This is a genomic window from Sphingobacterium sp. LRF_L2 (assembly GCF_965644235.1).
Classification (GTDB): domain Bacteria; phylum Bacteroidota; class Bacteroidia; order Sphingobacteriales; family Sphingobacteriaceae; genus Sphingobacterium.
The window spans coordinates 311,845-337,336 of sequence record NZ_CBFFRI010000008.1; the positions used below are offsets into that span (position 1 = coordinate 311,845).

At 40.5% G+C, this 25,492-nt stretch carries 23 protein-coding genes; 15 read left to right on the forward strand and 8 right to left on the reverse strand.

Annotated elements, in window-relative coordinates:
- Positions 1–22: 22 nt before the first annotated feature.
- From ACSZOX_RS17405 to ACSZOX_RS17420, 4 genes are all read right to left on the reverse strand, one after another.
- Complete coding sequence (locus ACSZOX_RS17405) at positions 23–1,243, reverse strand: DUF4374 domain-containing protein (RefSeq protein WP_437921432.1); 1,221 nt, start codon at positions 1,241–1,243, stop codon at positions 23–25.
- Between the two features lie 20 nt (positions 1,244–1,263).
- On the reverse strand, positions 1,264–3,696 hold the full coding sequence (locus ACSZOX_RS17410) for a TonB-dependent receptor (protein ID WP_437921433.1): 2,433 nt from the start codon (positions 3,694–3,696) through the stop codon (positions 1,264–1,266).
- 8 nt (positions 3,697–3,704) lie between these two features.
- On the reverse strand, positions 3,705–4,334 hold the full coding sequence (locus ACSZOX_RS17415; protein WP_437921434.1) for a hypothetical protein: 630 nt from the start codon (positions 4,332–4,334) through the stop codon (positions 3,705–3,707).
- Between the two features lie 173 nt (positions 4,335–4,507).
- Positions 4,508–5,017 (reverse strand): RNA polymerase sigma-70 factor, encoded by a 510-nt coding sequence (locus ACSZOX_RS17420; RefSeq protein WP_437921435.1) that lies wholly within the window; start codon positions 5,015–5,017, stop codon positions 4,508–4,510.
- A 254-nt stretch (positions 5,018–5,271) separates the two neighbouring features.
- On the opposite strand from ACSZOX_RS17420, the gene ACSZOX_RS17425 reads away from it, so the two are divergent.
- From ACSZOX_RS17425 to ACSZOX_RS17480, 12 genes are all read left to right on the forward strand, one after another.
- Positions 5,272–5,706, forward strand: coding sequence for a DUF3995 domain-containing protein (locus tag ACSZOX_RS17425; protein WP_437921436.1), 435 nt, complete (start codon positions 5,272–5,274; stop codon positions 5,704–5,706).
- Positions 5,707–5,814: 108 nt separating this feature from the next.
- Positions 5,815–6,219 (forward strand): hypothetical protein, encoded by a 405-nt coding sequence (locus ACSZOX_RS17430; protein ID WP_437921437.1) that lies wholly within the window; start codon positions 5,815–5,817, stop codon positions 6,217–6,219.
- 136 nt (positions 6,220–6,355) lie between these two features.
- Positions 6,356–7,399: an AI-2E family transporter gene (locus ACSZOX_RS17435; RefSeq protein ID WP_437921438.1), complete on the forward strand. Its 1,044-nt coding sequence runs from the start codon at positions 6,356–6,358 to the stop codon at positions 7,397–7,399.
- Positions 7,400–7,537: 138 nt separating this feature from the next.
- A complete protein-coding gene (locus ACSZOX_RS17440) occupies positions 7,538–9,961 on the forward strand; it encodes a sugar-binding domain-containing protein (RefSeq protein ID WP_437921439.1) in 2,424 nt (807 codons plus the stop codon).
- Positions 9,962–10,125: 164 nt separating this feature from the next.
- The gene (locus tag ACSZOX_RS17445) at positions 10,126–10,689 is read left to right on the forward strand and encodes an RNA polymerase sigma factor (protein ID WP_437921440.1); all 564 of its coding nucleotides are present in this window, start codon (positions 10,126–10,128) and stop codon (positions 10,687–10,689) included.
- Positions 10,690–10,770: 81 nt separating this feature from the next.
- On the forward strand, positions 10,771–11,559 hold the full coding sequence (locus ACSZOX_RS17450; RefSeq protein WP_437921441.1) for a hypothetical protein: 789 nt from the start codon (positions 10,771–10,773) through the stop codon (positions 11,557–11,559).
- A 20-nt stretch (positions 11,560–11,579) separates the two neighbouring features.
- A complete protein-coding gene (locus ACSZOX_RS17455; protein ID WP_437921442.1) occupies positions 11,580–13,802 on the forward strand; it encodes a DUF6055 domain-containing protein in 2,223 nt (740 codons plus the stop codon).
- A 24-nt stretch (positions 13,803–13,826) separates the two neighbouring features.
- Complete coding sequence (locus ACSZOX_RS17460; RefSeq protein WP_437921443.1) at positions 13,827–16,925, forward strand: SusC/RagA family TonB-linked outer membrane protein; 3,099 nt, start codon at positions 13,827–13,829, stop codon at positions 16,923–16,925.
- 2 nt (positions 16,926–16,927) lie between these two features.
- The gene (locus ACSZOX_RS17465) at positions 16,928–18,373 is read left to right on the forward strand and encodes a RagB/SusD family nutrient uptake outer membrane protein (protein WP_437921444.1); all 1,446 of its coding nucleotides are present in this window, start codon (positions 16,928–16,930) and stop codon (positions 18,371–18,373) included.
- Between the two features lie 5 nt (positions 18,374–18,378).
- Positions 18,379–19,137 (forward strand): DUF4843 domain-containing protein, encoded by a 759-nt coding sequence (locus ACSZOX_RS17470; protein WP_437921445.1) that lies wholly within the window; start codon positions 18,379–18,381, stop codon positions 19,135–19,137.
- Positions 19,138–19,148: 11 nt separating this feature from the next.
- Positions 19,149–20,705, forward strand: a complete 1,557-nt coding sequence (locus ACSZOX_RS17475) for a PKD-like family lipoprotein (protein ID WP_437921446.1) — start codon at positions 19,149–19,151, stop codon at positions 20,703–20,705.
- A 25-nt stretch (positions 20,706–20,730) separates the two neighbouring features.
- The gene (locus ACSZOX_RS17480; RefSeq protein WP_437921447.1) at positions 20,731–21,879 is read left to right on the forward strand and encodes a redoxin domain-containing protein; all 1,149 of its coding nucleotides are present in this window, start codon (positions 20,731–20,733) and stop codon (positions 21,877–21,879) included.
- A gap of 175 nt (positions 21,880–22,054) precedes the next feature.
- On the opposite strand, the gene ACSZOX_RS17485 is transcribed toward ACSZOX_RS17480, so the two are convergent.
- Entirely contained in the window at positions 22,055–22,912 is an 858-nt protein-coding gene (locus ACSZOX_RS17485) for an Rpn family recombination-promoting nuclease/putative transposase (protein WP_437921448.1), read from the reverse strand.
- A gap of 258 nt (positions 22,913–23,170) precedes the next feature.
- Between ACSZOX_RS17485 and ACSZOX_RS17490 the strand changes: the two genes are divergently transcribed.
- Positions 23,171–23,614 (forward strand): ferritin-like domain-containing protein, encoded by a 444-nt coding sequence (locus tag ACSZOX_RS17490; protein WP_437921449.1) that lies wholly within the window; start codon positions 23,171–23,173, stop codon positions 23,612–23,614.
- A gap of 125 nt (positions 23,615–23,739) precedes the next feature.
- On the opposite strand, the gene ACSZOX_RS17495 is transcribed toward ACSZOX_RS17490, so the two are convergent.
- Positions 23,740–24,006, reverse strand: coding sequence for a hypothetical protein (locus ACSZOX_RS17495; RefSeq protein WP_437921451.1), 267 nt, complete (start codon positions 24,004–24,006; stop codon positions 23,740–23,742).
- Positions 24,007–24,258: 252 nt separating this feature from the next.
- Between ACSZOX_RS17495 and ACSZOX_RS17500 the strand changes: the two genes are divergently transcribed.
- A complete protein-coding gene (locus ACSZOX_RS17500) occupies positions 24,259–24,483 on the forward strand; it encodes a hypothetical protein (protein WP_437921452.1) in 225 nt (74 codons plus the stop codon).
- A gap of 36 nt (positions 24,484–24,519) precedes the next feature.
- Positions 24,520–24,939 carry a hypothetical protein gene (locus tag ACSZOX_RS17505; protein WP_437921454.1) on the forward strand — a complete coding sequence of 140 codons (420 nt, stop codon included), beginning with the start codon at positions 24,520–24,522 and terminating at the stop codon, positions 24,937–24,939.
- 199 nt (positions 24,940–25,138) lie between these two features.
- On the opposite strand, the gene ACSZOX_RS17510 is transcribed toward ACSZOX_RS17505, so the two are convergent.
- Both ACSZOX_RS17510 and ACSZOX_RS17515 read right to left on the reverse strand, forming a co-directional pair.
- On the reverse strand, positions 25,139–25,309 hold the full coding sequence (locus ACSZOX_RS17510; protein WP_437921456.1) for a hypothetical protein: 171 nt from the start codon (positions 25,307–25,309) through the stop codon (positions 25,139–25,141).
- Positions 25,293–25,492: hypothetical protein (locus ACSZOX_RS17515; protein ID WP_437921458.1), on the reverse strand; the 200-nt coding region annotated here is incomplete at its 5' end. The genes ACSZOX_RS17515 and ACSZOX_RS17510, both read right to left, overlap by 17 nt.

A 25,492-nucleotide genomic window follows, 5' to 3' on the forward strand; every position in this document is an offset into this window, starting at 1 on the left:
TCACTCAAAATAACAAATCGGTTTATTTTAACTTATTCACGTGGTATACCCAAGTTACACCCGAGTCAATTTCCGCACCACGTTGCATTGTATTCGTTTCCGGATCATACTCAAACACAAACCATTTCGACTCATCCGTTTTGAAAACATCGTACAACTTGCCGTTTTCCATGAAGTTCATCGTTGTTTTCGGTTCGCCACCACCCGCTAGGATACGTAAGTCGGCAATAATCTTTTTGTTTGCCGGATCTACCACATAAGGAGCAATATAAGCTTTACCGTTGCCCAATTTCTGGATCGTAGAAGCCGAATTGGTGAACACATTATAATCCTTCAAATCAAAGAAGTAATCTTTATCGAAATCCGATTCGCCAGCCTTAATACGTACCAAACCATACTTAGAAGTTCCAACAAGTCTCGTCATGATGTACAAATCGTTATTATCATCCAAGAACGTTGTTTTATTCACCTCCCAGTGACCTGCTGTAAATCCACCATTAGCCGTCTTAATAATTTTACCATTTGTCAACGCCGGGTAGTCACATACGTACACATAGGCTGTATCGATAATATCCGTTTTCGTGATGTTGCTTCTGTATTTATGCCCAACAAATAATTGATTTCCACGCACCGTGAAACTTGTAGGCACGATATATGGATCATCATTTGTCTGCGTACCCGCTTGTTTAGGCACGTAATTAATCATCGGAATTTCGATATTCAGCGTCTTATTAATCTTTAACGTAGACGTATTCATAAAATAGATAGGCTGTTCAAGTACATTTTTTGTTTTGTTCGTTGTACCCGCAGTCTTCGTCATCACCAATTCATCTGTCGTACTAATATTGTCTAATACCTTACCAATGTAAAAAGTAGATCCAAAGATATACGAATTCGTTTCTTTCCATTGAGACCCATTTTGCACTTCAAATTGGCTTAAGCGCGTACCATCGTTCGACAAATAAAATTTACCATCGTAGTTGTAGGCATAGATTGCATAGAACGCCGCAGGCAAATGTGATGTGATGTCAATTCCTTTATTGCCTTGCGGCGTCAATAACGTATCCTTCATCAAATCATTTGTCGTCAACAGGTACGAACCCGAAGCAGAAGTCACCCACACACTGTACAAACTGCTGCTTGTATCAATAGGCTCTGGCGTACCTCCATCTGGCGAATCACTACAAGATGTAAATAAAGCGGTTGCCGTTAGGCAAGTAGCAAGTAATTGTTTAATATTCATAATATATACTTAATTTATTATTACATTAATGATAATCTCAACTTAAGGTAGAAGGCACGTCCCGGTTTCTGCAAGCGAAAGTTGTCGTAGGCCCTTTCGTCAGTAAGGTTGCGTCCTTCAAAGGAAATGTTATATTTATTGCGGCTCCACGAATAGCTCAAAACTGCCGAATGAATAGTCTGCGAAGGGATATGGTCTTTGGAAGCCAAGGAGCCCAAGTGTGCCTCACTTAAGTAAAACCAATGGCTATATTGCGATAAGTAAGACAATTGTACACGAGTTCCCTTTTGAAACCAATCGTTCTGGATTAAACTAACGTCCATACTCCCGTATGCCCAAGGTCTATTAGGCAATTGATACCCGTAGTTCAAGCTTACTTGCTGATTCGTATCGTCTGTGTACTTTTTATTATCTATCGCTTTGTCATACGATCCGTTGATCGTCACCGCAATCAAATCCTTATAACCGTATTTCACCTCTGCAGAAAAGCCATAAAGCTTTACACCTGCCTCATTGTAATACTGTTGTACATCATCCCCATCCACTTGTACCGCTTTCGAATGAATATAATCCGCAGCTAAGCGGTAGAACCCCGTAGCATCCACATTGATGAAATGATTTTCGTTGATAAATGTATTGTAGTAAAATCCTGTATTCACATTATCACTGCGTTCGGGCTTCAAATCCCAATTGGATGTGACGTTCAGCCCATCTCCAAAAAGCTGTTCGAGTGTTGGTAGATTATAAGCACGCTCATAAGAGAGTTTCCATCCCCCATCCTGCGTAATACGATAACGTGAAGCCAAACTGACACTATAATAATTCCACGCTTTCGCATCATAGGCAATCTCTCCGCTGACCACCTCATTGTTGCCATTATATTTCCGCGAATCGGTTACCTGATTCGCATCCAATCGGTAATACTTAAGCGCCAACACATTCGACAAGCGCTTGTTGAACCATTGATTTTGCCAGGACAAACCTATAATATGCCGACCTAAATTTGAAGGTAATTTAACCTGGTTATAAGCAGCTATCATATCATACTCCGTACGATGACCGCTGTTATAATTGTAATTCAGATTTAAGCTTTGATTGCGTTCGGCATCAAAATCATAATTCAAATTGACACGTGCCAAGTAATTATTAACATCAAATTTCGTATGCTGAGGTGTTGCAGCAATTGCAGGTTCGGAATAGGATACCCATCCGCCAGACCAATCGTAATTGTAGGTAGCTGTATCTTTTACATGTTTGATATCATGGCTATAACTGGCGTACACATCCGCAAACAAGCGATCGACGATAAAGTTGTTTTTCTTATAACTCAATGTCGGCATCAAATAATTACTCTCAGACCACTTTCCTCCAGTTACGGAGCTAAGCGAGAGCCCTAATTGGTTCTCTTTATGATCTTGCGAATAGCTCAAGCCTACGTAAAACTGATCTGCCCAAGATTTGTCGCGAAAGCCAACTTCCAGCTGTGCCATCCCTGATGTAAATGCATCATTAAACCTTCTGGCTTTATCTATCGTTATAGGTTTACTATTAATCGTGTTCTGCAGAAGAATACCATATTTCTCTTGCGTATACATCATATAATCATTGTCCGAATGATTGTAAAAAGCATTCATACGAAATGACAGATTGTTTTTAGGGTTCGTAAACGTACTGACCAACGAAGCCAGGTGTGTATTGAATGAACCCGTAGTGTAGCTTAAATCCAAAAAGGGTCTCGCCCGGCGTTTGGTAATAATATTCACAGCTCCACCTAAAGCGTCCGAGCCCAAGAAAGCTGGCACTACTCCCTTATAGACCTCCACCCGATCGATCAGATTGACCGGAATGTTATTGATAGACATCGAAGAACCGAAATTATCCATGGGCACACCATCTATAAATATTTTCGCATCCAGGCCATTGATCCGAAACACAAAGTTCGAGCCCAATCCCCCGTCCTCACGGATCGTCACGCCCGTCGCTCGCTTTAACACCTGCGTTAGATTAGCCGCTTCGTTCGCATATTTATTCAGGTCGATCACACTCACATCGAAGCCCGAACGTTTGATATCGTAAATGCGTCGTTCATTTTCCGACTTTCCGACTACCGAAACCTCGTCAATAGCCTTCCGATCTTCTTTCAAGACCACATCCAGGATATTTTTCCGATCAGCAACATGCAACGTTCTTGTTTCGGTACTATACCCCACCGCACTGATAACCAAAACCACCTGATTGCGTAATGGCAACCTTTCCAATTTATAAAAACCATCACCCTCGGCTTGCGTAGACTCTCCCCCATTCTGCACGCTGATCGTTGCATTGGAAACCGAGTTTCCAAAAGTATCCTTGACATATCCAGACACTTCGCCGTATTGTTTTTCTTGGGCAAATGTAAAGGCATTAAACACCGTGCATAAAAACAACAGCACGGGTACTTGTATAAATTTCATAGTAAGAATTATAAATAATTGAGGGTTGTTGATTCTCTTTCTTCACGGTTAACAACGGTTGCCAATTGTCTAGCCAAAGGCACATCAGGGATCATTTCCAACTGCTCCGGAGAAAGCACTAAGATCTGATCGCCAACAACTCCAGGATCACCCTCCAATCGAACGGTCAGATAGGTCTTATTTTGAGCCAACTTGTACACACGGCCATTCGCCTTTGTCGTCATGTGAACGGCAGTGTTCGCCTCATTCGAAACACGATAAACATCAACAGCAGTATATTCAGGATGCTCATCACCAGCTTGATAAAGCTTTTCGATTTTTAAAGCATCCGAATCGGTATGAACAGCAAAGAATGCATTATCCTCGGCAGAAAACGTCACAAAAAGCAATACAGCCGCTGCTGCCACATATCTCGTAAAACGGATCATTTTAGTCCGACCATGCTGTTTCACATGAATCTGCCCTACAATTCCCGACCAGATAAGCTCTTTCGGATTTCCTTTAGTTGCTATTGGCGAATGATCCGAATTCCACATAACTGTCGGATCCAACCATTTTTCGACTAACTTTCGTTCCTCCTCAGAACAGGTATTATCGAAATACCTTTTTACTATATCGGGATCTATACCTTGTTTCATTTGTAGAGACAGTATAAGACAAGGCAAGATTGTCCCGATTTATTCTAAATAAAAATTAGAATTTTACATAAAAAACTAATAATCAATAACATAAATTTTAAGCCTAGCCATAAAAAAAGGAAAAACTAAGTTTTTCCTTTTTTCAGAGAACGGGAACGATACCATCCCATGCACTACTTGTACCCTTCTGTTTTTAACTTATCGCGAATCACACTGATCGTCGCAGAGAGTTTATTACGTACCGTTTTTTCAGATAGTTCCAGGTGAGAAGCGATAGACCGATTGTCCAACCCTTGCTCAAAACGCATACGAAAGATTTTCTTGCATTTATCTGCCATTGGCCCTAAGAACTTCTCGATTGTCATTTCCAGATCTTTAACCAAAACCCGGTCATCTGTTTGCGTATCGGATTGGGTACCCTTCATTACAAATTCATCCGCTTCGCAAAAACGATGTCGTTTCTTCACTTCGGTCAAACAGGCAAATTTTACAGCCTTGATCAAATAAGCTTCCGCATTTTCAAGTTGCAGAAATTCACGACGCTCCCATAAGCTCACGAAGACCTGTTGCACAATATCCTCTGCAATCGGTCTATCGTCCAGAACCCTATAGGCATACCTATAGACTTTCTCCCAATATGTTTCGTAAATCAGGCGAAATGAATCACCATCTATTTCCGACATTCTTTTGTTCTGCTTAGGGGTTAAAAAATATTGGCAACAAAACTAAGCCTTATTTAGATTAATTTCAAATAATTTAACAAAAGAAAAAATTAAACCGTTATATATCAACAACCTGAAAAAACAAAAAAACACAAATAAGATTACCGAAACGCACAAAACATCAGCTTAAAAACAGCTGTAATTTCGTCGTTGCTACATTAAAAGCTATCTTTAGCAGTAAAGCTGTTATACGTATATTTTTCAATCTATCTTCTATGATACCATTCCTCGCCAGCATGCTAATTCTTATTTTTCTATTCCTATCTGCTATTCACTTTTATTGGGCATTTGGCGGACAATGGGGAAATAAGGTTGTCATTCCGACTAAAGACGATCAAATACCGCTGTTCACGCCAAGACCTTTGGGCACGGCTATTGTTGCTCTAGGACTTCTTTTTTTCGGAATGGTTGTCTTTATTAATTCATTTTATTCAGATTTTAATTCAGTAGTTGGCTCTAACTTCCTACAACGAAATGGACTTTGGAGTATTTCGATCGTATTTACTTTGCGCGCAGTCGGCGAATTCAAATATGTTGGATTTTTCAAAAAATACAGGGCTACAGCTTTCGGTCGAAACGACAGCCAATACTTTTCCCCACTTTGCTTACTTATTGGCTTACTTTCGTTGATACTCGCATGGATTACTTAACGCTGATTAAAAAAAAACAGTATATATACCACCGAACTATTTTTGGATCGTATCAGAAAGATCTCTATTTTTAAGATAAACATTTAATTCACAGACAAGAACAACCCTATGATTCCGACAACAAAACCTATAAAAAGAGCGGCAATAAATGCATTTATAACCCTATTTTGTACGACGTTGAGTCTAAATTCCTTTTCTCAGGAGCAAGCAAAAACAATGCTATCAACCTCTATTGAAACCGATAATTTCTCTTACGCTTATGTAATAATAGAGGGGAAATCCTTTTCAAAAAAACTACAGGTTACCGTAGATTTCGGTGATACCGATGAACAAATACAAGCTGGCGAAACCTATTCGAATATCCTCACAAACAAAACATCTTATGCCGCGGTACTCAATTACATGGCCCAAAATCAATTCGAACTCGTAGAAACTTTAGATTATACAGACACTTATTCAGGAAAAAACAAACATTCTGGCATTGTATTCATCTTGCGAAAAGTATCAAAATAAATAGAACTAAATTAAACTAATTCCTACGATACAAAGTGCAAATTTAATCGCTTGAACGCATAAGAAAAAAACATTTTAGGATACCATTTGTTCACATCAGACAATTCAACAATTGGTATCCTTAAAACGTTAGAAGATGAATTTGCTTCCGAGTGATGACAACAATTTTGTTTCCAAAGTATGGACTACCGTGGGTATTGCGGCTTTCGTAAGTGTCTTGTTGTTACTTTTCTGGAAAGCTGTACAAGTATTTCTGTACATACTTGCAGGTGCTATCATTGCCACCTATTTTCATGGATTTGCAGGCATGATCGCTCGCAAATTCAACCTTTCGAAAAAATGGTCTTTAGGAATCTCTATATTAACAACATTTGCCTTTCTAGGCGCCGTTTTCTTTTTCATAGGATCAAGAATTTCAAATGAAGCCGCACAGTTTTCAGAAAAATTACCTGCACTCATCGAGGACGCCAGTGCATACATCCAGAAAAATAACACCTTAAAAACGGCATATGATGAGATCAAGTCGGCCGAAATGTTACAAAAAGCTTCACCAATCGTTGGCAGCTTTTTCAATAGCACCTTCGGATTCTTAGGCAACCTGTATGTCGTTCTTTTTATCGGTCTATTTTTCACCGTCTCGCCCGAACAATACAAAAAGGGATTGGTCAAACTATTGCCCGGACGTGCACGCAAACAAGGAACAAAAATCGTCAATTTGACAGCTGATAATCTCAAATCCTGGTTAAAGGGCATGCTCTTCTCCATGTTAGTTGTATTCGTCCTGACCAGTATCGGGCTCGTCCTCCTGGGCATCGACCTGTGGCTTATCCTTGCGCTGATCGCCGGATTACTCAGCTTCATTCCCAACTTCGGTCCGATCATGGCTATCATTCCTGCCGCATTGGTTGCTCTCTCCCAATCTCCTATCATGGCTGTGTGGGTTATCGGCCTCTATTGCCTCGTACAACTATTAGAAAGTAACTTTATCACACCTCTCGTTCAACAAGAACTTATCAATACCCCACCGGCACTTCTAATTATTGTGCAAGTATTTATGGGGATTTGGCTTGGCGGTTGGGGAGTCATTTTAGCAACGCCCATCCTGGTTATTTGCATGGTACTGATTGAACAGCTCTATACAAAGAAGCAAGACGAAATCGAAAAAAACACATCCTGTTAATATAAATGTATATAACCGATCCCTATATCTCATCTTTATAGACCAGTTGACTGCGAAAGCCAATTTGTGCTTTAAACTATTAATTGTACATTTAACATTTATACAAAATAACCGAAATAAATAACAAGCCTATTGATTATGCACAAACGCAGCATTATTTTCACGTTCCTATTGATTTCTATCTGCCTACTCGTTAACCAAATTGCGGTATATGGGCAACCCGATCGGGGCGACAAGCGAAAAGTCCTATTCGATGATAATTGGCGCTTCACATTGGGAGATGTCACGAATGCATCACAAACTTCGTTCGACGATCATTCGTGGCGAAAACTGGACCTTCCACACGACTGGTCCATCGAGGGCAATGTAAATCCGAAGAACCCATCGGGCAATGATGGTGGTTACTTTCCGACAGGAATAGGATGGTATCGTAAGAATCTATATGTTGACAAGAGCCAACAAGGAAAAAATCTGCAACTTTACTTTGAAGGTATCTACATGAATGCAGAAATATACGTGAATGGCCAGTTAGCGGGAGCTCGTCCCTATGGCTACTCTTCTTTCCAGATTGATATTACGCCGCACCTACACTACGGAAAACAAAATATCATTGCCGTCAAAGTAGACAACGCACAACAAAAGAACTGTCGCTGGTATAGCGGTTCCGGAATCTATAGACACGTCTACCTGATAACCACTCCAAAGATTAATTTTACCACCTGGGGCACCTTTATCAGCACCGCAGATGTTGATAAAGACCAAGCTAGCATTCATGTTGCTACAGAGCTGCAAAATAAAACCAACGGTGCAAAAAAACTTCAACTACACTATGAAATATTCGATCAACAACAGCAACTAGTTGCACAAGAGCGCCAGGAGATTACCCTTCCTCCATCTTCCAACGAAATCAAAGAAAAAGATATCGCAATAAAACAGGTCAAACTCTGGTCGCCAGAATCGCCCCACCTTTACAGTGCTCGTTTACGTATTTTGGAAGGCACCAAACTGATCGATCAACAAACGATACCCTTCGGCGTCCGCACGATTTCCTATAGTGCAGAAGACGGCTTTAAACTAAACGGAAAGATGATCAAAATAAACGGAGGCTGTGTCCATCACGACAATGGAGCCCTTGGAGCTGCAGCCTACGACCGTGCCGAATACCGAAAAGCCGAAATATTGAAGAAAGCAGGCTTCAATGCCGTCAGAACATCTCACAACCCTCCATCCGAAGCTTTTTTAGAAGCTTGCGATCAACTCGGATTACTGGTAATGGATGAGTCTTTCGACGGATGGCGGACTGGCAAGAATCCCCATGATTATGCCACAATCTTTGACAAATGGTGGAAGCAAGACATAACAAGTATGGTACTTCGCGACCGCAACCATCCTGCTATTGTCTTCTGGAGCACGGGCAACGAGATCATCGAACGAAAAGAAGCCCAAGCAGTAACCACTGCGGGGGATCTTGCTAAATTGGTACGAAGCCTCGATCCTAGCCGGCCGGTCACCTCCGCAATCACCACCTGGGACAAAGACTGGGAAATATTCGATCCCTTGTTTGCACAGCATGATATCGGGGGCTACAACTATCAATTGCACCGGGCACCTTCCGATCATCAACGTGTCCCATCACGCGTTATCGTACAGACAGAATCCTATCCAAGAGACGCTTTCGCCAATTGGAAACTGGTAAATGACAACAACTACATCATAGGTGATTTTGTTTGGACTGCGATGGACTACCTCGGAGAATCTGGCATTGGCAGATACTACTATGCAGGTGAAACTGAGGGACAGCACTATGAACGCGATATTTACCCTTGGCATGGTGCCTATTGTGGAGACATCGATCTAATTGGTCAAAGAAAACCCATTTCCCACTATCGCGACCTATTGTACAATGACAACAAGAAACTCTATATGGCGGTCAAAGAACCCAACCATTATTTTGGTGAAATTAAAGAGACATTATGGTCGGTATGGCCAACCTGGGAAAGCTGGACCTGGCCAGGACATGATGGAAAAGATATCGAGGTCGAAGTTTATTCCCGATATCCGGCGGTGCGTTTATATATCAATGAACAACTTATAGCTGAAAAAACTACAGCTGCCAACAGCGAATTTAAAGCCAGTTTTACCGTTCCATACCAACCTGGGAAAATACGTGCGGTCGGTGTTGTACAAGGAAAAGAAGTCGATGAGTATGTGCTGACATCATCCGGAGAAGCACAACAAATCCGTTTGATTGCCGATCGGGAGAACATTAAGGCCGACGGTCAAGATCTATCCTTCATTAACGTTGAAGTTGCTGACGCAACAGGTATACTAAATCCCCACGCAGCAAACAGAATTACGTTTAGCATTGAAGGTACCGGAAGTATTATCGCCGTGGACAATGCAAACCTACAAGACGAAGACAACTATACCGATAAAAGCAGGAAAGCGTGGAAAGGTCGCGCAATGCTCGTCGTAAAAAGCAGCAAAGAAAAAGGCAACATTCGCATTAAAGCTACCGCTGACGGCCTAAAAGCAGCAACCATAAACATCCAATCGCAATAAATAAAAAAATAAAACCTGAAGCTTTGCTTCAGGTTTTATTTTTCAGCCAATTCCCATTTTAAAAAATAGACTACCAAAATAATAGATTATTTTATTTTGAAAATCCAAAAGACTTTCCGAAGTTTGCTGTCGAAGATTTTAACTGCCAGTATCAATAACTATCCATGAACTTCAAAGAAGCCGATAATGAAAAATCCTTAATCAGCAGATTAAAAACTGGTGATGAGCAAGCTTTTTTGGTCATATATAAGAAATACAGCAGTGTTTTATGGTCGTTTTTACAAAAATTGCGACTCGAACAGCAAGATCTGGAAGACGTCGTACAACAGACTTTTTCGAAGCTTTGGGAGAAAAGAGACAACTTAGATGAAGATCTTTCCATCAAATCGTATTTGATTACCATAGCTAAAAACGATATTTACAACAAAATAAAACAACAAGTTGTACACAAAAAGCATCAAGAACAGCTTATTCAGCTACATCCGAAAGAATCAACACCACACAACAACGAACTAAAGGAAATTTTATACAAAATTTTAGAAAATCTTCCAGATAAAAGAAGGGAAGTATTCGAATTAAGCAGAATCAAAGGATATAGCAACGACGAAATATCAAAAAAACTAGGCATAAGCAAGAGCACCGTAGAAAACCACATCTACAATTCATCAACATACGTCAAAAAAATATTGAAAAACCTAGGTTTTATCCTCGTGTTCATTTTTTATTAATAAAAAAATAAAAAAAAATTAAATTTACCTTAGGTGCAAAGAGCAGCAAGATTGTATAGTATATAGTTTCAGCACAAGAAAGTGGAAAGAGAAATTTTAAAAAGATATTTTGAGCAAAACAGCACAGCGACAGAGACAAAAGCTGTCGAGGATTGGCTGTTGGATCCAAGCAACAAGATCACTTTTGAGAAATTTCTAGAAGACGAGTGGAATGAACATGTTCAACAAACCGATTCGAACATTGTTCATATGAAGAAATACCAAAGCGGAATACTATGGCGTGCAGCAAGTGTTGCAGTCGTTTTACTCGCTGCATTTGGATTATACAAATTGATTCCGGTTCAGCCCAAGCCGTACCTAAGCGCAAATGTACAGCATGCAACTGCCCCGGCAGCAGTATCATCCACCACCTCTTCTGATTCACAGCCCTTAACTGTGTCTGATACAGTTAAAAAAACTCAACCTAAAACTGTACATCATGAACAAAAAAGAAAACCCCTACAGCCTGAAGCTGTAATTGCACAAGCAGACATCCCAGAGCAGGAAATCAAACCCAAATCGGTACCTTCCAGCAAGATGAGCAATTTTATGGTCAATGAGGTTGCACTAGCCAAGCTCGCGGAGAGATTGGATACCACCCAGCTCGTATTTGACGTCAATATGTCTGAGGTTACTATTCAACGCCTAGCTTATCTACTCCGTAAACAATACGGTATCGTATTAGAACTTTGCAGTACTACAGATACAAACAGAACCTATTCTGCCAGTTTCGAGAAGATATCCATCCATGACCTGCTCAACGACATGTCTGAAAAGATGTTGTTTTCGTACACATTTCAAGAAAACAAAGTAAAAATCTGTTTTAACTAACACAAATTAACCGACTCAATATGAGATTTTTGATTTTAGCATCCGCTATTATCACAGCCACCCTATTCTCTTGTAAAAAAGGAGAACCGGAATTGGACATCACTGATGATAGCACTTACGAAGCCAGCTACCCAGCAAATACAATTATCATCTCAAAAGGTGAAACATATACATCCGATGCCCTAAACCATACTTTTCCAGAGGGCGTAAAATTTAGCATCAAAGAGATAAAAAATGAAGCTGGAAAAACGAGCTCCAACTTTCGCCGAGAATACGAAATAGGTACCTGGAATGCCGTCGTCAACAAAGAAGCTGATATCAGTTTAGACGCCTTACTAAGCAAATTCGTTACAAAAAAACAAACCGGCTTATCCATCGATGAGCGAACAGGCGCCATTACGTTATTAGGAAAAGCTACACAAGATTTAAACCCCGACATCTATACTATTGTTATTGACGCTCTTCATAATGGTCAGACGACTACATTATCCTCCACCATTAAACTAAAACTCGTATCTGGCGACGATGGATTTGCGAAATTTGCGAATGCGAAATGGAAATTTTCAAATGATAATGCCTACTCCATTGCAGATGTAACGATCAATAAACTAGATGGCGAAAACCTCAACACAATTCGAAACCTCATCCCCAACTACCAAGCCAACCGTACGTATATCCAACTAAAAATAGCAGATGCTAGAACATTAGGAATAGATATCACAAAAGATATTACTTTCAAAGCACAACATTCCATAGCAGCTGTAAATCCATGGATTCCTGTACTAAAGAATAATGACGCTATCATACTCTCTTCCGCTATAGACCGCTTTCCTGTACTCGAACAGGACAGTATCCTTAGCGGACAGATCAGCAGCAATCTACTCTACAACAAAGAAACCCTTGATTTTAAAGTTCATCTTAACATCACCTCCGAAGGAGTCTATACTGTAAACGTAGCGTTAAACAACCACCCTTCAAAAAAAGCACTCTGGTGGCCTAGCGGCAAGGAAATATACATAGCAAATGATCTCAAGAAAAATGATTTCACCAGTAACGGTAGCCAATGGTCTTACGAGCGCATGCGTTGGTCGGAGAATTTTGTGGTATTCTGGGAAGCTGGGTTAGGCACCGATCCCAAATATTCGACACAGCGTCTGGATATCGATGATATGTTGGCAAAAATGGAAGCCGCCTATGACTATTATTACAATACGTTAAAATTCGTCGACCGTAGTAGCACAAAAGCAAATAAATACCGCATCCAGCTTTTCATCAATGACAAAAGTGAATGGCTAGCCACCGGTGCAGGCTACGATAATGAAGTTGGCGCAATGTGGGTAAATTACAGCGCAGCAAGCACTGCAGCCACCATGGCACATGAGGTGGGACACACCTTCCAGTATCTCAATGCCTGCGATGGAAATTACGCTTTCACCGGCAATACACATGCAGGCATGTTTTGGGAGCAGACATCACAATATCAAGCAAGTCTACTTTACCCATCCTCTTCCCAAGTACTGTCTAGCTATCTGCAAAATTTCATAGCTACAACACACCTTAATTTGCTACATGAGGACAACCGTTACAACAACTTCTATCACCTACAATACTGGCATATGCTTCATGGAGCAGATTTCGTCGGTCAACTTTGGCAAAAAGCACAAAAGCCTGAGGATCCTATCGAAGCTTACAAGCGTATTACCAATACAACACAGCAAGTATTTAATGATGAGATTTACGATTATGCCAAACGCACGTTGACCTGGGATTTCTTAAATAAATCGATATATAGCAGCTATATCCTATCAAGTCAAACAACCTATATCCATAATACAACCGTTAATGCACTAGCTGATGGATATTATCAAGTAGCCCCCGCTAAATGCGTACAAAACTACGGCTTCAATGCCCTGCGCCTAACCGTACCTAGCTCCGGCACCGTACAAGCCACTTTCGAGGGAATAAAAGGAAACACATCTTACAACAACAGCTACGATCAATACGCAGGCTGGCGCTGGGGATTTGTAGCCATCTCCACAACGGGAACCGCGACCTACGGAACGATGAGCAGCAGCAGTTCGGGTACCACAACCTTCACCGTCCCTGCCAATACGAGTAGACTTTACCTTCTTGTAACCGGTGCTCCTACCCAACACTTTCGGCATGTCTGGGACGACAATGCCAGCAACGACGAACAATATCCCTGGAAAGCCAAGTTTACAAACACTGCCCCTACCAACTAAAATTAACGTAACCTAATTTAAGTAATGAAGAACAACATTAAATCCAGTATCTTGGCCTTGGCATTACTAGGAGCAGTCAGTGTTCCTGAGCATACCATGGCACAAGTACCCGCCACACAAGTCCGTACCATTCCAAAAATCATCGGAAAGATCTTTGACAGCAATCACCATCCAATCAGCGGCGTTCGCATTTTCATCAAAGAAGAGAAGGAAAACGTCACTGTTTCTAACAAAGTCGGTGAATTTATTATCTCTCCCCAAAAAGAGAATCAAACGTTAGTACTTACAAGTATCGGTCACAAGCCACAAGAGATTAAACTATCGGCAGATATCAAACTTCCGTTGGTTGTTGTATTAGAGAGCTCTACGGACCAAATTGACGAAGTCGTTGTTACAGGCTACGGCAATAGATCAAAGGAAAGCTTTACCGGAAGTGCGGCTACGTTCAGCAAAGAAGAGCTGTTACGCGTTGGCAATAAAAACGTCTTACAAAGTTTACAAAACCTAGATCCCTCGTTCGTCTTTACAGAAAACCTGTCCCTAGGCTCAAATCCCAATGCCCTGCCAGATATCCAATTGCGCGGACAAACCGGACTGGATGACGTCAGAGGAGAATACTCCGGAAACCCCAACGAGCCCCTCTTTATTTTAGACGGTTTCGAAGCGAACTTACAGAAAGTATTTGACCTAGATATGAACCGAATTGCCTCTGTAACGCTATTGAAAGATGCTTCGGCAAAAGCGATTTATGGATCAAAAGCGGCAAATGGTGTCCTTATTATTGAAACGATAGTTCCTGCAGAAGGAGCCATGCGGGTATCCTACAATGCCAACCTGAATATCGAAGCCCCCGATTTGACATCATATAGCCTTGCCAATGCGCGCGAAAAGCTGCAAATAGAGCTCAACGCTGGCCGTTACACCTCAACGCAACCCACTATCCAACAATTTCTGAGCGAGCAGTACAATACCTTACTCCAAAATGTAGAACGAGGTGTTGATACCTATTGGTTATCCCAACCCCTACGTGTTGGTTTAGGAAATAAGCATACTCTCATGCTAGAAGGAGGTACCTCGTCCTTGCGTTACGCTGTCGATTTCACATACAACAACAATATCGGTGTTATGAAAGGATCAAATAGACAAAATACAGGAGGTTCTATCAATCTTTCTTATCGCAGTGGCAAGGTCAATTTTAGAAATATCCTGAACGTGACCTTTAATACCTCGAACAATTCTCCTTACGGCAGTTTCTCGGAATACAGTTCACAGAATCCCTATTTTTCACCTTACGATGAATATGGAAACTTAGTAAAAGTAATGTCATCCTACAGGACACAGGCAAGTGCTACGCCATTATATTATTACAACCCACTGTACAACGCGAGTTTACAGACAAAAGATTTCAGCAAATACAATGAAATCACAGAAAATTTTTACGCAGAATGGCAAACCACGCGTGAACTAAAACTTACCGCGCGTGTCGGTTTTACATTCAACGGCAACAATACAGAAATCTTTCTACCAGGAGACCACACGAAATTTGCAAGCTGGACAGGAGAAAATTATTTCAACCGAGGCTCTTATTATATGAGCGATGGCAACAGTAATTCGTTAAGCTCCGATCTCTTTGCAAACTGGTCAAAGCGATTCGGAAAACATGCCCTATTTATAAATGGAGGAGCAAATTTGGCGACTTTTGCCAATGAAAGCCACGGCATGACCGCCTGGGGATTCTTGAACAGCCGTGTCGATTTCATCACCTTTGCCAAGCAATATGAAGAAAATGGAATACCGAGTGGCAATGAAAGTTTAAAAAGAGAAATAGGCTTACTAGGCTTCGTCAATTACTCCTACGATGACAGGTACCTGGCGGATTTAAGCTACAGAAGCAATGCTTCTTCCGTATTTGGAGCAGACAATAGATGGGGCAACTTTTGGTCTGTCGGCTTAGGTTGGAATGCACATCACGAGAAATTCCTGCGTGATATTCGTTCAATAAATCAACTTAAAATACGCGGATCCATAGGCTCAACAGGTAGTCAAAATTTCAATCCCTACCAAGCTATGGCTACGTACACCTTCTTCAATCAAAGCACTTACGACAATATCGCAGGAGCATACCTACAAGCCTTGGCCAATGACAAACTAAAATGGCAGCAGACCATGGATTACAATGGAGGAATCGATTTAAGACTTATAAACAAGTTTAACGTCCGTTTCGATTACTATGTCCGTAACACAAACAACCTGCTAACAGACTTTACCCTACCTCCCTCCACTGGCTTTTACAGTTACAAGGAAAACTTAGGTAAAGTCCAAAACAGAGGATTTGAAGGATCACTCAATTACACGTTTTACTCCAACCCCGAGAAACAATCCTATGCAACGGTATTCACCTCATTTTCAAAAAACAGCAATAAATTATTAACCATATCTGACGCTTTGAAACAAGTCAACAAAGAACAAGATGAAGCAGGTCTAGACACTGATGAAGCATTCTTCCTTCCAAAAATAAGATATGAAGAAGGGAAATCAACCAATGCTATTTGGGCAGTTCCTTCGTTGGGCATCGACCCGATGACCGGAAGAGAAATCTATGTTACCAAAGACGGTAGTCAGACCTATGTATGGAATGCAGACGACCAAATAGCTGTTGGTGTAACTGATCCTAAACTAAGAGGTAATTTCGGTTTCAACTTCGAATACAAAGGATGGGGATTAAGCACTTCTTTTCGTTATACGTTAGGAGAAGATTACTACAATTCGACGTTAGTAACCCGTGTTGAAAACGTCAATGTCGCCTATAATGTAGATACCCGAGTATTAAACGACACCTGGTTAAATGCCGGCGATCAGACCTTTTTCAAAAAAATAACCGCATTGCCCACCAAGACAAATCCAACATCAAGATTCTTACAAAAGAAATCAGATCTAACCCTTTCATCGGTCAATGCCTATTATGATTTCAAATGGAAAAATCTGTCTAGGTATCATCTAAAAAGTCTAAAACTAGGATTGTACATGTCCGAAGCCTTTGTATTATCAACAGTAAGGACCGAGCGCGGTACTGACTATCCATTTGCTCGAACATTTTCATTCACTCTTCAAACGTCGTTTTAATCATGAAAAGCAAAAAAATCAGATATATCGTTCTCGCTATTTTAACCATTAGCCTGAACAGCTCCTGCGAGAAATGGTTGGATGTACAACCTAAATCCCAAATAAAAGCAAATGAATTATTCGAAACAGAGGCCGGCTACAAAGAAGCGCTAGCAGGCGTTTATACCATTTTAACCGACGAAGCACTCTACGGAAAAGAGCTAACCTATGGAATGATGGGTGTATTATCCCACGAATGGAACAGTTTTTCTTCTCAATATAACGACGAAGCAAGTTACAACTACGTAGGCAGCTATCCACGAAACCGTATGGAAGGCGTATGGAGCAATATGTATAAAGCCATCTCCAACACCAATATGATCTTAGAAAATATCGACAAGGAAAACGTGTTCACAGGAGACAACCGTGCCATCATAAAAGGCGAAGCATTGGCCTTACGGGCTTTTATACACTTCGATCTACTACGCTGTTTCGGTGTCAGTTATGCCACCAACCCTGCGCAAGCCTCTATACCCTACGTCACCTTGTATACTTCCAAGCAAACCAAGCAATATACTGTTGACGAAATCGTGCAATACGTTATAGACGATCTTAAATTAGCACAAGAACTCCTCCAAGTTGACCCCATCCTTACAGGGCGTAGCGTTACAGAATATGAGGATAATGGTTACCTAATCAATAGACAACTGCACCTAAACTACTACGCTGTAGAAGCATTGCTCGCCCGCATTTACCTCTATAAAGGAGATTTTGCCAATGCGAGAATACATGCCCAGCATGTCGTCGATGCGCAAAAATTCCGTTTCACATCACAAAACGAGTTTATTAACGAATACAATCCTTCTGGTACTGAAGAACATATTTTCGGTCTCCAAATCAATAAGCTTCATCAGTATGCAGTTAACTACCTTTCCCAAGAAGGCGAAGGAACTATTTTTTCACTAACTGAAACAATGCTGGCCAGCTATTACTCCTCCAACACGGATGATTATAGATACCGATACCTATTTCGTGACGGTACAGCGGCCGAAGCCAGTAAGAAATACATCTTGAAGTACAGTGAACCAAAAACACCTAGCACTACGTCAGAATTACCTTACACATTTTCATACTATCGTGATAAACTTGCCTTAATCAAAATCAGTGAGATGTATTTTATTCTCGCAGAATGTGACAATCACGACGGCATTAGCCCTTTACCCAATCTGAATGTAGTTGTACGTGCCCGTGGTGTAGCTGCTATTACAGACATTCCCGATTTCAGAGCACTTATGACCAATGAATTCAGAAAGGAATTTATGGCCGAAGGACAACTTTTCTATTATTATAAAAGAATAAACCAGGAGTACATACAAAATGCGGATGTCAATCTAGTTACTACCAAAAGTTATACGTTTCCTATTCCAGACTCGGAGTATGAAGCAGGCAACAGAACCTCTAACAGATAACGACTATGAAACTATTTAATTATCTTATACTAAGCTGTGTACTGATCTGCACAAGCTGTGAAAAGAATAAAGATCTCCTCTTTTCACCAGAGAAAAAAGATCTCAATATTTGGCTCGGTCAAAGCGGAGCTCCCTTAGATAGCATTACCTATAACTTTTCATATAATGTAGATGGACATGATTCCATATTGTTTAACTATAGAATATTAGGACTCCCTTTAGAAGAAGATGCCGAGTTTGAATTGGAAGCCTTAGATGGCGATATTGATCTCGTTTATTTTTCGTTCGGCAAATACATCATCAAAGCTGGTCAAACAGAGGGAAAATTTCCCATCTATTTTGACCAACCCGCAAACTACAATGAGTTTAAGCTAGAAACAGGAAAAATAAGATTTCAATTAAAAGAAAATGATGCATTTAAAAGAGGAGTAAACGAACTCAGTAAGCTGAAAGTAGTTTTAAAAAATGGATTATCCAAACCCGACAATTGGGATGTCGCCCCCCTATATTATCTAAAGTTGAACACCTATTTTGGCAGCTATAGTGAGAAAAAACATTCGCTGATTATCCAAGAAACAGGACAACAAACCATAAATGTTTATCAAGTATTAAATGCGATCACACGTGAAGACGCAAATGCGATTAGTGCCGGAAAAGCAATTTTTTATCGCGATCAATGTAAATCCTGGCTTGCCCAATACAAGGAATCCAATAACGGCCAAGCCTTACTGGATGAGAACAATCAAGAAGTCGTATTCCCTTAATAATGAAAACAATGAAAAATATAAAACCCTATACTTTCAAAGCCCTCGTTTTCTTCAGTGTCTTTTTCATTATATCAGGCTGTTATAAAGACAAAGGAAATTACGAATACGTGGAACTTGATCAAGTACTTATCGATACCTCCAATCTTAATATACAAGATTCCTATTCCCTTTACCGATATGATACGTTAACCATCGCACCTAAAATCTACTTTAATGGCAAACAGATCACTGATGAGTCTAGCGTAAAAGACCAACTGTCTTTTACATGGAGCATTTACCAAGCAAATATTGGAGGCACTTTACAGACACGCGATACGTTATCGCATAAAATTATATTGAATAATCCGATTACCAAGCCAACCGGTGGCTGGATTGTAATGCTGACTGTTAGAGATCTCAAAACAAATACAGATAGCTATCAAAAATTCAACTTACAACTGGACGAATCACTCTCGGACGGATGGATGGTCATGTACGAAAAAGACGGAAATACAGATGTCGGACTTATTGTCGACGAACGTAGTAAACCTGGAACGGTAAATCAACGAATATTTACGGATATCATCAAGAATACAAATGGTGCCGCATTAGAGGGCAAACCCATCTCACTTTTGCAGTCCGCGTCACCGCTTACATCAAAAGAAGTCGTTGTGGCTTCCGAAAAAGACATGCAAGCATTTAACTATACCGATTTTGAACGAGCTTTCTCCTTTGAAAACTTCTTCTACGGTGCTCCAACAACCAAAGCCCTCACGGCCTTTACGGCCAACAATGCCCGGAAAGAATTTGTGATCAACAACAATAAGATCCACGTCGCCAACTTTTCGTCAGGTACAACACGGACGATTTTATTCAGTGTACCTTTGTCGGGCAACTTTGGTGAACTAGCCAATTGGAATCCGAAGTTTTATGCCCAAGGATTTGACGCCGTAGCTTACGATAAAACCAACAAAAAATTTGTGTACGTCGTAGCTGGATCAATAGCCGTTTCCGACATACCCGCACAAACAGCAACCACTGCAGAATGGTCGCCTAGCAACGTAGGACTAGACCTCAAAGTATCAGATTACGGTCGATTGAATTACGAATATCTCATTATGAACGATGCCAACAACCACTATCTTTTGACGGCAAACTTCATGGGTACAGCGCCACTATTTGCTTTAAAAAAATACAATATAAGTGACGCACCAGACATTAGTAATGTCAGTGCCATGGCCTCTTCATCCACCGGCTCTTACATACTATATGGAGCAAACGAAAAAGTCTACCTGCACAAATATGAAACAAATCAAGCGATTGAAAACATATGGACCGCCCCTGCCGGTGAAAAGATTACATCCATACGTTTCCTTAAATTCTACTTCACAACAGCCCAAACTATCCGTATAGCCAGTGTAGCCAACCAATACGTATACTTCGCCACATACAACGAAAGTACAAAAGAAGGTAAAGTATACAATGTAAAGATAGACCAAACCAATGGTAGCATAGATTCTTCCACACTTAAGGTGTATGAAGGCTTTGGCAAAATTACAGACATGAGTTTAAAATGGTTTTTATAAAAAATTAAATATTTAAAAAAGAGAGATGAAAACAATCAAATTAGTAGTAGCGATTTTGCTGTTTATTCCATTCATGGGAATAGCGCAAGGAAAGAAAGTGAAAATCAGTGGACAGTACAAAAACATCCAAGGGGACTTCGATAAGTTGTACCTGTTCTACAAGTACGATGGTAAACAATTTGTTGACAGTTCAAAGCTTGTAAAAGGTAAGTATGCCTTTGAATTCGAATTGGAGCAACCCGTTCTTGTACGCGTTATTGTATTCAAAGCTATCCCCGGCCGTCCAGGAGCAGGAATCAGCAATCCAGACAACACCCTCAGCCTTTATATCGAGCCCGGCAAAATGAATTTGGTGAGTGATGGAAAATTCTCCAATGTTAAGGTAACGGGGTCAAAAAGCCATGCGGAATACGAAAAGCTAAACGCACTAGCAGGGCAGTATCAAGGAAAGCTAATGGACCTGATGCGCAAAACGCAAGACAAATCTATTTCCGAAGAAGCAAAACAAGCGCTTCAAGCAGAAATAAAAGCGCAGCAGCAAGAGCTTAAAGAAAATGTATATGGCAAATATATTGCAGAAAACCCAACATCGCCGATGCTCTTCTACGCTTTGCAACGCTACGGTGGTGGATCGCGGGAGGACATGTTGAAAGTATTGGAAATGTACAAAGATCTTCCTGCAGAGCAGCGGGATGCGCCAGAAGGAATAGCTTTTGCTAAGCGTCTTCAAGGACAATTAGAAATAGCTATCGGCGGTATGGCTCCAGACTTTGCACAGCACACACCAACGGGCGAGCTTGTAGCCCTATCTTCTACCCGTGGCAAATACGTTCTGTTAGATTTCTGGGCAAGTTGGTGCGGTCCCTGCCGTAAAGAAAATCCACATGTAGTGAGTGCCTTCCAAAAATATAAAGACAAAGGATTTACAGTATTCGGCGTATCGTTAGATAAAGAAAATGCAAAAGCAAACTGGATCAAAGCCATCGAAGACGACGGTTTAGGTGGATGGACCAATGTCTCCGATCTTAAATTTTGGAGCAATGAAGCTGCACTGAAATACGGCGTAAGCGGTATCCCTCAAAACTATCTGATCGATCCAAGCGGTAAGATCATCGCCAAAAATTTACGTGGAGAAGCTCTTCATGAGATGTTAGAAAAGCTTTTAAACAATTAAAAAAAGAACCCCGCTGCTCGGAAAATCTTGAGCAGCGGGGTTTTTCTTATACTCGATTATTAAGTTCCGCCTATCCCTATAAAAGCATACGGCAGATAGCAAAAAAATGCTTTTCCTATCCGGAAAAGCACGTTGAAATTCTATTATTATCGCCTCTACCGAGGTAATACAGCACTTATCCTAACGCCTCGATTTCCGCTATAGAAAGACCAGTCGTCTCGACGATAATGGAAATATCCACATTCAATTTTTTCAGTCCAAATGCCACTGCGCGCTTTGCTTCCTCAAGCTGCTTCTTCTGTTCCTCTTCTTGATATTGGCAAACCGCCTCCTGATCCAATTTTCGTTTTAAACTTACATCGTACATTGTACGTTCCTCGTTATTTAATTTAGAGTACTCAGCTATTTTAAATAACTTTTCAAAGACGGGCTTTCTCAAAAACAGTGGCAACTTCTCTAATCCCGAAAGATTCCGCAAGACGTATAGCCAACGATCAAGATCGCTCTCCAACTCATGTTCATCTTTTGTAAAGTAACGCAACTGTACGTAAATAAATCCCAAATCTTCGTAAAAAACTTCACCTGTATCCCTGTTGCACAGACTGATATCATGCAGAACTTCATTTGCTTCGTCAGCATCTGGAAGCACAAAACTATCCATAATGACAACAACATATACTTCTGTGATCTCGTAGTTCCAGGCTTTCCGATTCCCTTTTGGGGCCTGATCAGCAATAATTTTGCGGCCGTAATACAACATGTGCCGTTCGAGGTTTACCTGGGCAGTAAGTTGCACTTCAATGATAAATTTTGCACCGTCCTCCGTCGTACACATCAAGTCGAAAATGACTGTGCCGATCTCCACGCCCTCGCCAACATGTTCGATTTTTTCGTAGACCAAATCCACGATGTTCTTTCGTCCGCGAAAGATTCCGTTCAGCAACGAGATCAATAAATCTTTGTTAACTTCCGATCCAAAAATAATTTTGAATCCATAATCCGTTATCGGATCAATGTAAATTGGTGTAAGCATAGCTTATTATAAATGGTTATGCGACAAAAGTAATAAAAATAGATTTCAAAAACTAATATTTTTAGTTTTTATTTTTTTCTCAACCGTCAGTTTATTTCTATAAAATGTCCATCATTGCAAACCAAATGTAACCCTATCCGCTCATCACTTCTATAAGCAAGATTGAAAACAAAAAAAATTATTGGAGAACTTTTACGATTGAGCACCGTTCTTTTAATACAACGGACGATAGAAGTCCGGTAATTAAAAACAAAATTTATGGGACAAGTAACAGTATTAAAAGATTTAATTGAGATCAACAATGATCGTGTAGCAGGTTTCGAAAAAGTAACCAGCGATATCAAAGATGAAAATATCGATCTAAAAGAAGTGTTCTTACATTATGCCGATCAAAGTAGACGTTTTGCGCAAGAGCTAAGTGCTGAGGTAGGTCGTCTTGGCGAAGAAGTAGATACCGATACAAGCGCTGCAGGATCGTTGCACCGCATCTGGATCGATGTCAAATCATTGTTCACGGGCGGCGACCGTGAGAGTATTTTAAATGAAGCCGAACGCGGTGAAGATGCGATCAAAGCAGCGTATGAAAAAGCTTTGGAGAGCACGGAGCTGAGCCCGATCATCAGAGAGCTGATCGTGAAGCAATCGCAAGATATCTATGAAGGACACGACACCATCAAAGCGTTGCGTGACCTTGCAAAATAACGTTTTGTCACAACCATTATCAAGAGTGTGGAACGTGAGTAGGATGCGTGTTTGTAGGTTAACCCCTGCAAACACGTTTTTTTATTACAACGATTTTTCCATTCGCAGAAATACCACTTCACCAACTAGCTGTAGTAAAAATGCATGATTATCCATGCCAGTATCGTAAGTGATAAGACCAATAGCGATTCCTTCCTTCCATATTCCTTCGGTATCCAATAATTCGCAGCAATGTTCAGTAAAACGATAATTATGATCAGTACCAGATTTTCATAAAAATGGTCGGGCGATGAACCAAAACCTAACAGGAACGCTAAAAACACATATAGAAAACGACAGGCCAACAATATCGTCAGATAAATAAAAAATCGGGCGTAAAATGAAGTTATCATACGAATTGATGGTTACATAACGGCCTGTATTCATAATTTAAGGCACAATCTAAATTTAGGAAATAAAATCGAAGAAATAACATCCACTTCAGCAAATATATTCCTGAGGTTTTCTTAAATTTACCTATCTTATTTCAATCTTCCTGATTAACGAGCCAAAGGAAACAGACATTCCGCCAAATAGCGTATATGATGTTAACTAACTATATCCAGAAACGGGAAGACTTATAGCAAACAAGAACAACATAACTTATGAAAACACGATTAACATTACTCTTTCTGATCGCAACGATTGGCTTAGCTTTTGGACAGGAAACCGTCGAAACAACCACTCAAACCATCTATAAGTCAGGTATCGGACTCGGCTCCGTCATCGCTGTCGTGGCATCTTGGGACCGCAATAGATCAATCTTTTGGGCCATCCTCCATGGTATATTCGGTTGGTTGTACGTTATCTATTTTGCATTCACCAGATAGTTACGCATAAATCAAACCTTAAAACGGCTTTATTAAATGATGAAGAATGCAGTCTCTATAGCAACAGCAGATCTACCATTCGTAAACACTGTACCTGAAATCATAAAAGTAGAATATGATATGGTCACACTATCCGTAGATGTACTTTTTCATGAGCAAAACGAAGCTACAGTTAATCTTAAATTCGATAAAATTGTTGGTTTTAGAGTACTCGACGAAGGAAATTTATTAGAATTCTGGAATAAACAAAGGGCTAAGGGATGGCTATGGGAAGTCGTAGAAAACGGATGGTTTGATTTGGAGAAGAAACGTGAAGGATTTATCCTAGGTTATTATGACGATCACAACACAAAAGAATATATCATATTAGGTATAGACGATTGTGTTAGTATCATAACCTATAGCAACCCTGTGATTTCCGGGATAAAAAACAAAGATGAAGATAAGCTCTATTAAGGATATTCAAACCCAAAATATATTTCTATCAATCTATTGTTTTTGAAAGTATACTTAGAAAAGTATAGAGAGAGGTATAAAAAACTAGAATTCAACAACATAAAAGTACTATTTGTATTTGATTTGTTTCCGGCGCGTGATAGTTTCTCTTGTATACTATAAAAAAGCAGGCAGAAACACTGCCTGCTTTTACCGTCATTTAACGTCGTCGTCGTTTTCCTTGCAGCAATCGGCTGACAAGGTAGCTAACAGTAGCTCCAACGATAGCCATCAGGATGGTATTTATAAGATTCGACCAATCGAAGCTGTTCCATAAGGAACACAGCGTTCCGCCGACGGTGCCGATCTGTACATTACTCAGCGGTTTCATCGGCTACTTCCTTTTCCGCGTCGCTCTGTTGATCTACCGAAGCCTTTGATTCTCCCGTTTCCGTTTCCGTTTCCTCCTGCTGCAGCACCGTTTCCACGATACCCAAACCTATAGCAATATATTTCAAGACGTTCAATGCCTTTCCAGGCAATTGAACCGGAGCCAGCAATACAACCTGTATCA

Excerpts from the sequence above, each read along its gene's own strand:
- ACSZOX_RS17405 (WP_437921432.1), bottom strand. The coding sequence starts at position 1,243 with ATGAATATTAAACAATTACTTGCTACTTGCCTAACGGCAACCGCTTTA.
- ACSZOX_RS17410 (WP_437921433.1), bottom strand. The coding sequence starts at position 3,696 with ATGAAATTTATACAAGTACCCGTGCTGTTGTTTTTATGCACGGTGTTT.
- ACSZOX_RS17415 (WP_437921434.1), bottom strand. The coding sequence starts at position 4,334 with ATGAAACAAGGTATAGATCCCGATATAGTAAAAAGGTATTTCGATAAT.
- ACSZOX_RS17420 (WP_437921435.1), bottom strand. The coding sequence starts at position 5,017 with ATGTCGGAAATAGATGGTGATTCATTTCGCCTGATTTACGAAACATAT.
- ACSZOX_RS17425 (WP_437921436.1), top strand. The coding sequence starts at position 5,272 with ATGATACCATTCCTCGCCAGCATGCTAATTCTTATTTTTCTATTCCTA.
- ACSZOX_RS17430 (WP_437921437.1), top strand. The coding sequence starts at position 5,815 with ATGATTCCGACAACAAAACCTATAAAAAGAGCGGCAATAAATGCATTT.
- ACSZOX_RS17435 (WP_437921438.1), top strand. The coding sequence starts at position 6,356 with ATGAATTTGCTTCCGAGTGATGACAACAATTTTGTTTCCAAAGTATGG.
- ACSZOX_RS17440 (WP_437921439.1), top strand. The coding sequence starts at position 7,538 with ATGCACAAACGCAGCATTATTTTCACGTTCCTATTGATTTCTATCTGC.
- ACSZOX_RS17445 (WP_437921440.1), top strand. The coding sequence starts at position 10,126 with ATGAACTTCAAAGAAGCCGATAATGAAAAATCCTTAATCAGCAGATTA.
- ACSZOX_RS17455 (WP_437921442.1), top strand. The coding sequence starts at position 11,580 with ATGAGATTTTTGATTTTAGCATCCGCTATTATCACAGCCACCCTATTC.
- ACSZOX_RS17460 (WP_437921443.1), top strand. The coding sequence starts at position 13,827 with ATGAAGAACAACATTAAATCCAGTATCTTGGCCTTGGCATTACTAGGA.
- ACSZOX_RS17465 (WP_437921444.1), top strand. The coding sequence starts at position 16,928 with ATGAAAAGCAAAAAAATCAGATATATCGTTCTCGCTATTTTAACCATT.
- ACSZOX_RS17470 (WP_437921445.1), top strand. The coding sequence starts at position 18,379 with ATGAAACTATTTAATTATCTTATACTAAGCTGTGTACTGATCTGCACA.
- ACSZOX_RS17475 (WP_437921446.1), top strand. The coding sequence starts at position 19,149 with ATGAAAAATATAAAACCCTATACTTTCAAAGCCCTCGTTTTCTTCAGT.
- ACSZOX_RS17480 (WP_437921447.1), top strand. The coding sequence starts at position 20,731 with ATGAAAACAATCAAATTAGTAGTAGCGATTTTGCTGTTTATTCCATTC.
- ACSZOX_RS17485 (WP_437921448.1), bottom strand. The coding sequence starts at position 22,912 with ATGCTTACACCAATTTACATTGATCCGATAACGGATTATGGATTCAAA.
- ACSZOX_RS17490 (WP_437921449.1), top strand. The coding sequence starts at position 23,171 with ATGGGACAAGTAACAGTATTAAAAGATTTAATTGAGATCAACAATGAT.
- ACSZOX_RS17495 (WP_437921451.1), bottom strand. The coding sequence starts at position 24,006 with ATGATAACTTCATTTTACGCCCGATTTTTTATTTATCTGACGATATTG.
- ACSZOX_RS17500 (WP_437921452.1), top strand. The coding sequence starts at position 24,259 with ATGAAAACACGATTAACATTACTCTTTCTGATCGCAACGATTGGCTTA.
- ACSZOX_RS17505 (WP_437921454.1), top strand. The coding sequence starts at position 24,520 with ATGATGAAGAATGCAGTCTCTATAGCAACAGCAGATCTACCATTCGTA.
- ACSZOX_RS17510 (WP_437921456.1), bottom strand. The coding sequence starts at position 25,309 with ATGAAACCGCTGAGTAATGTACAGATCGGCACCGTCGGCGGAACGCTG.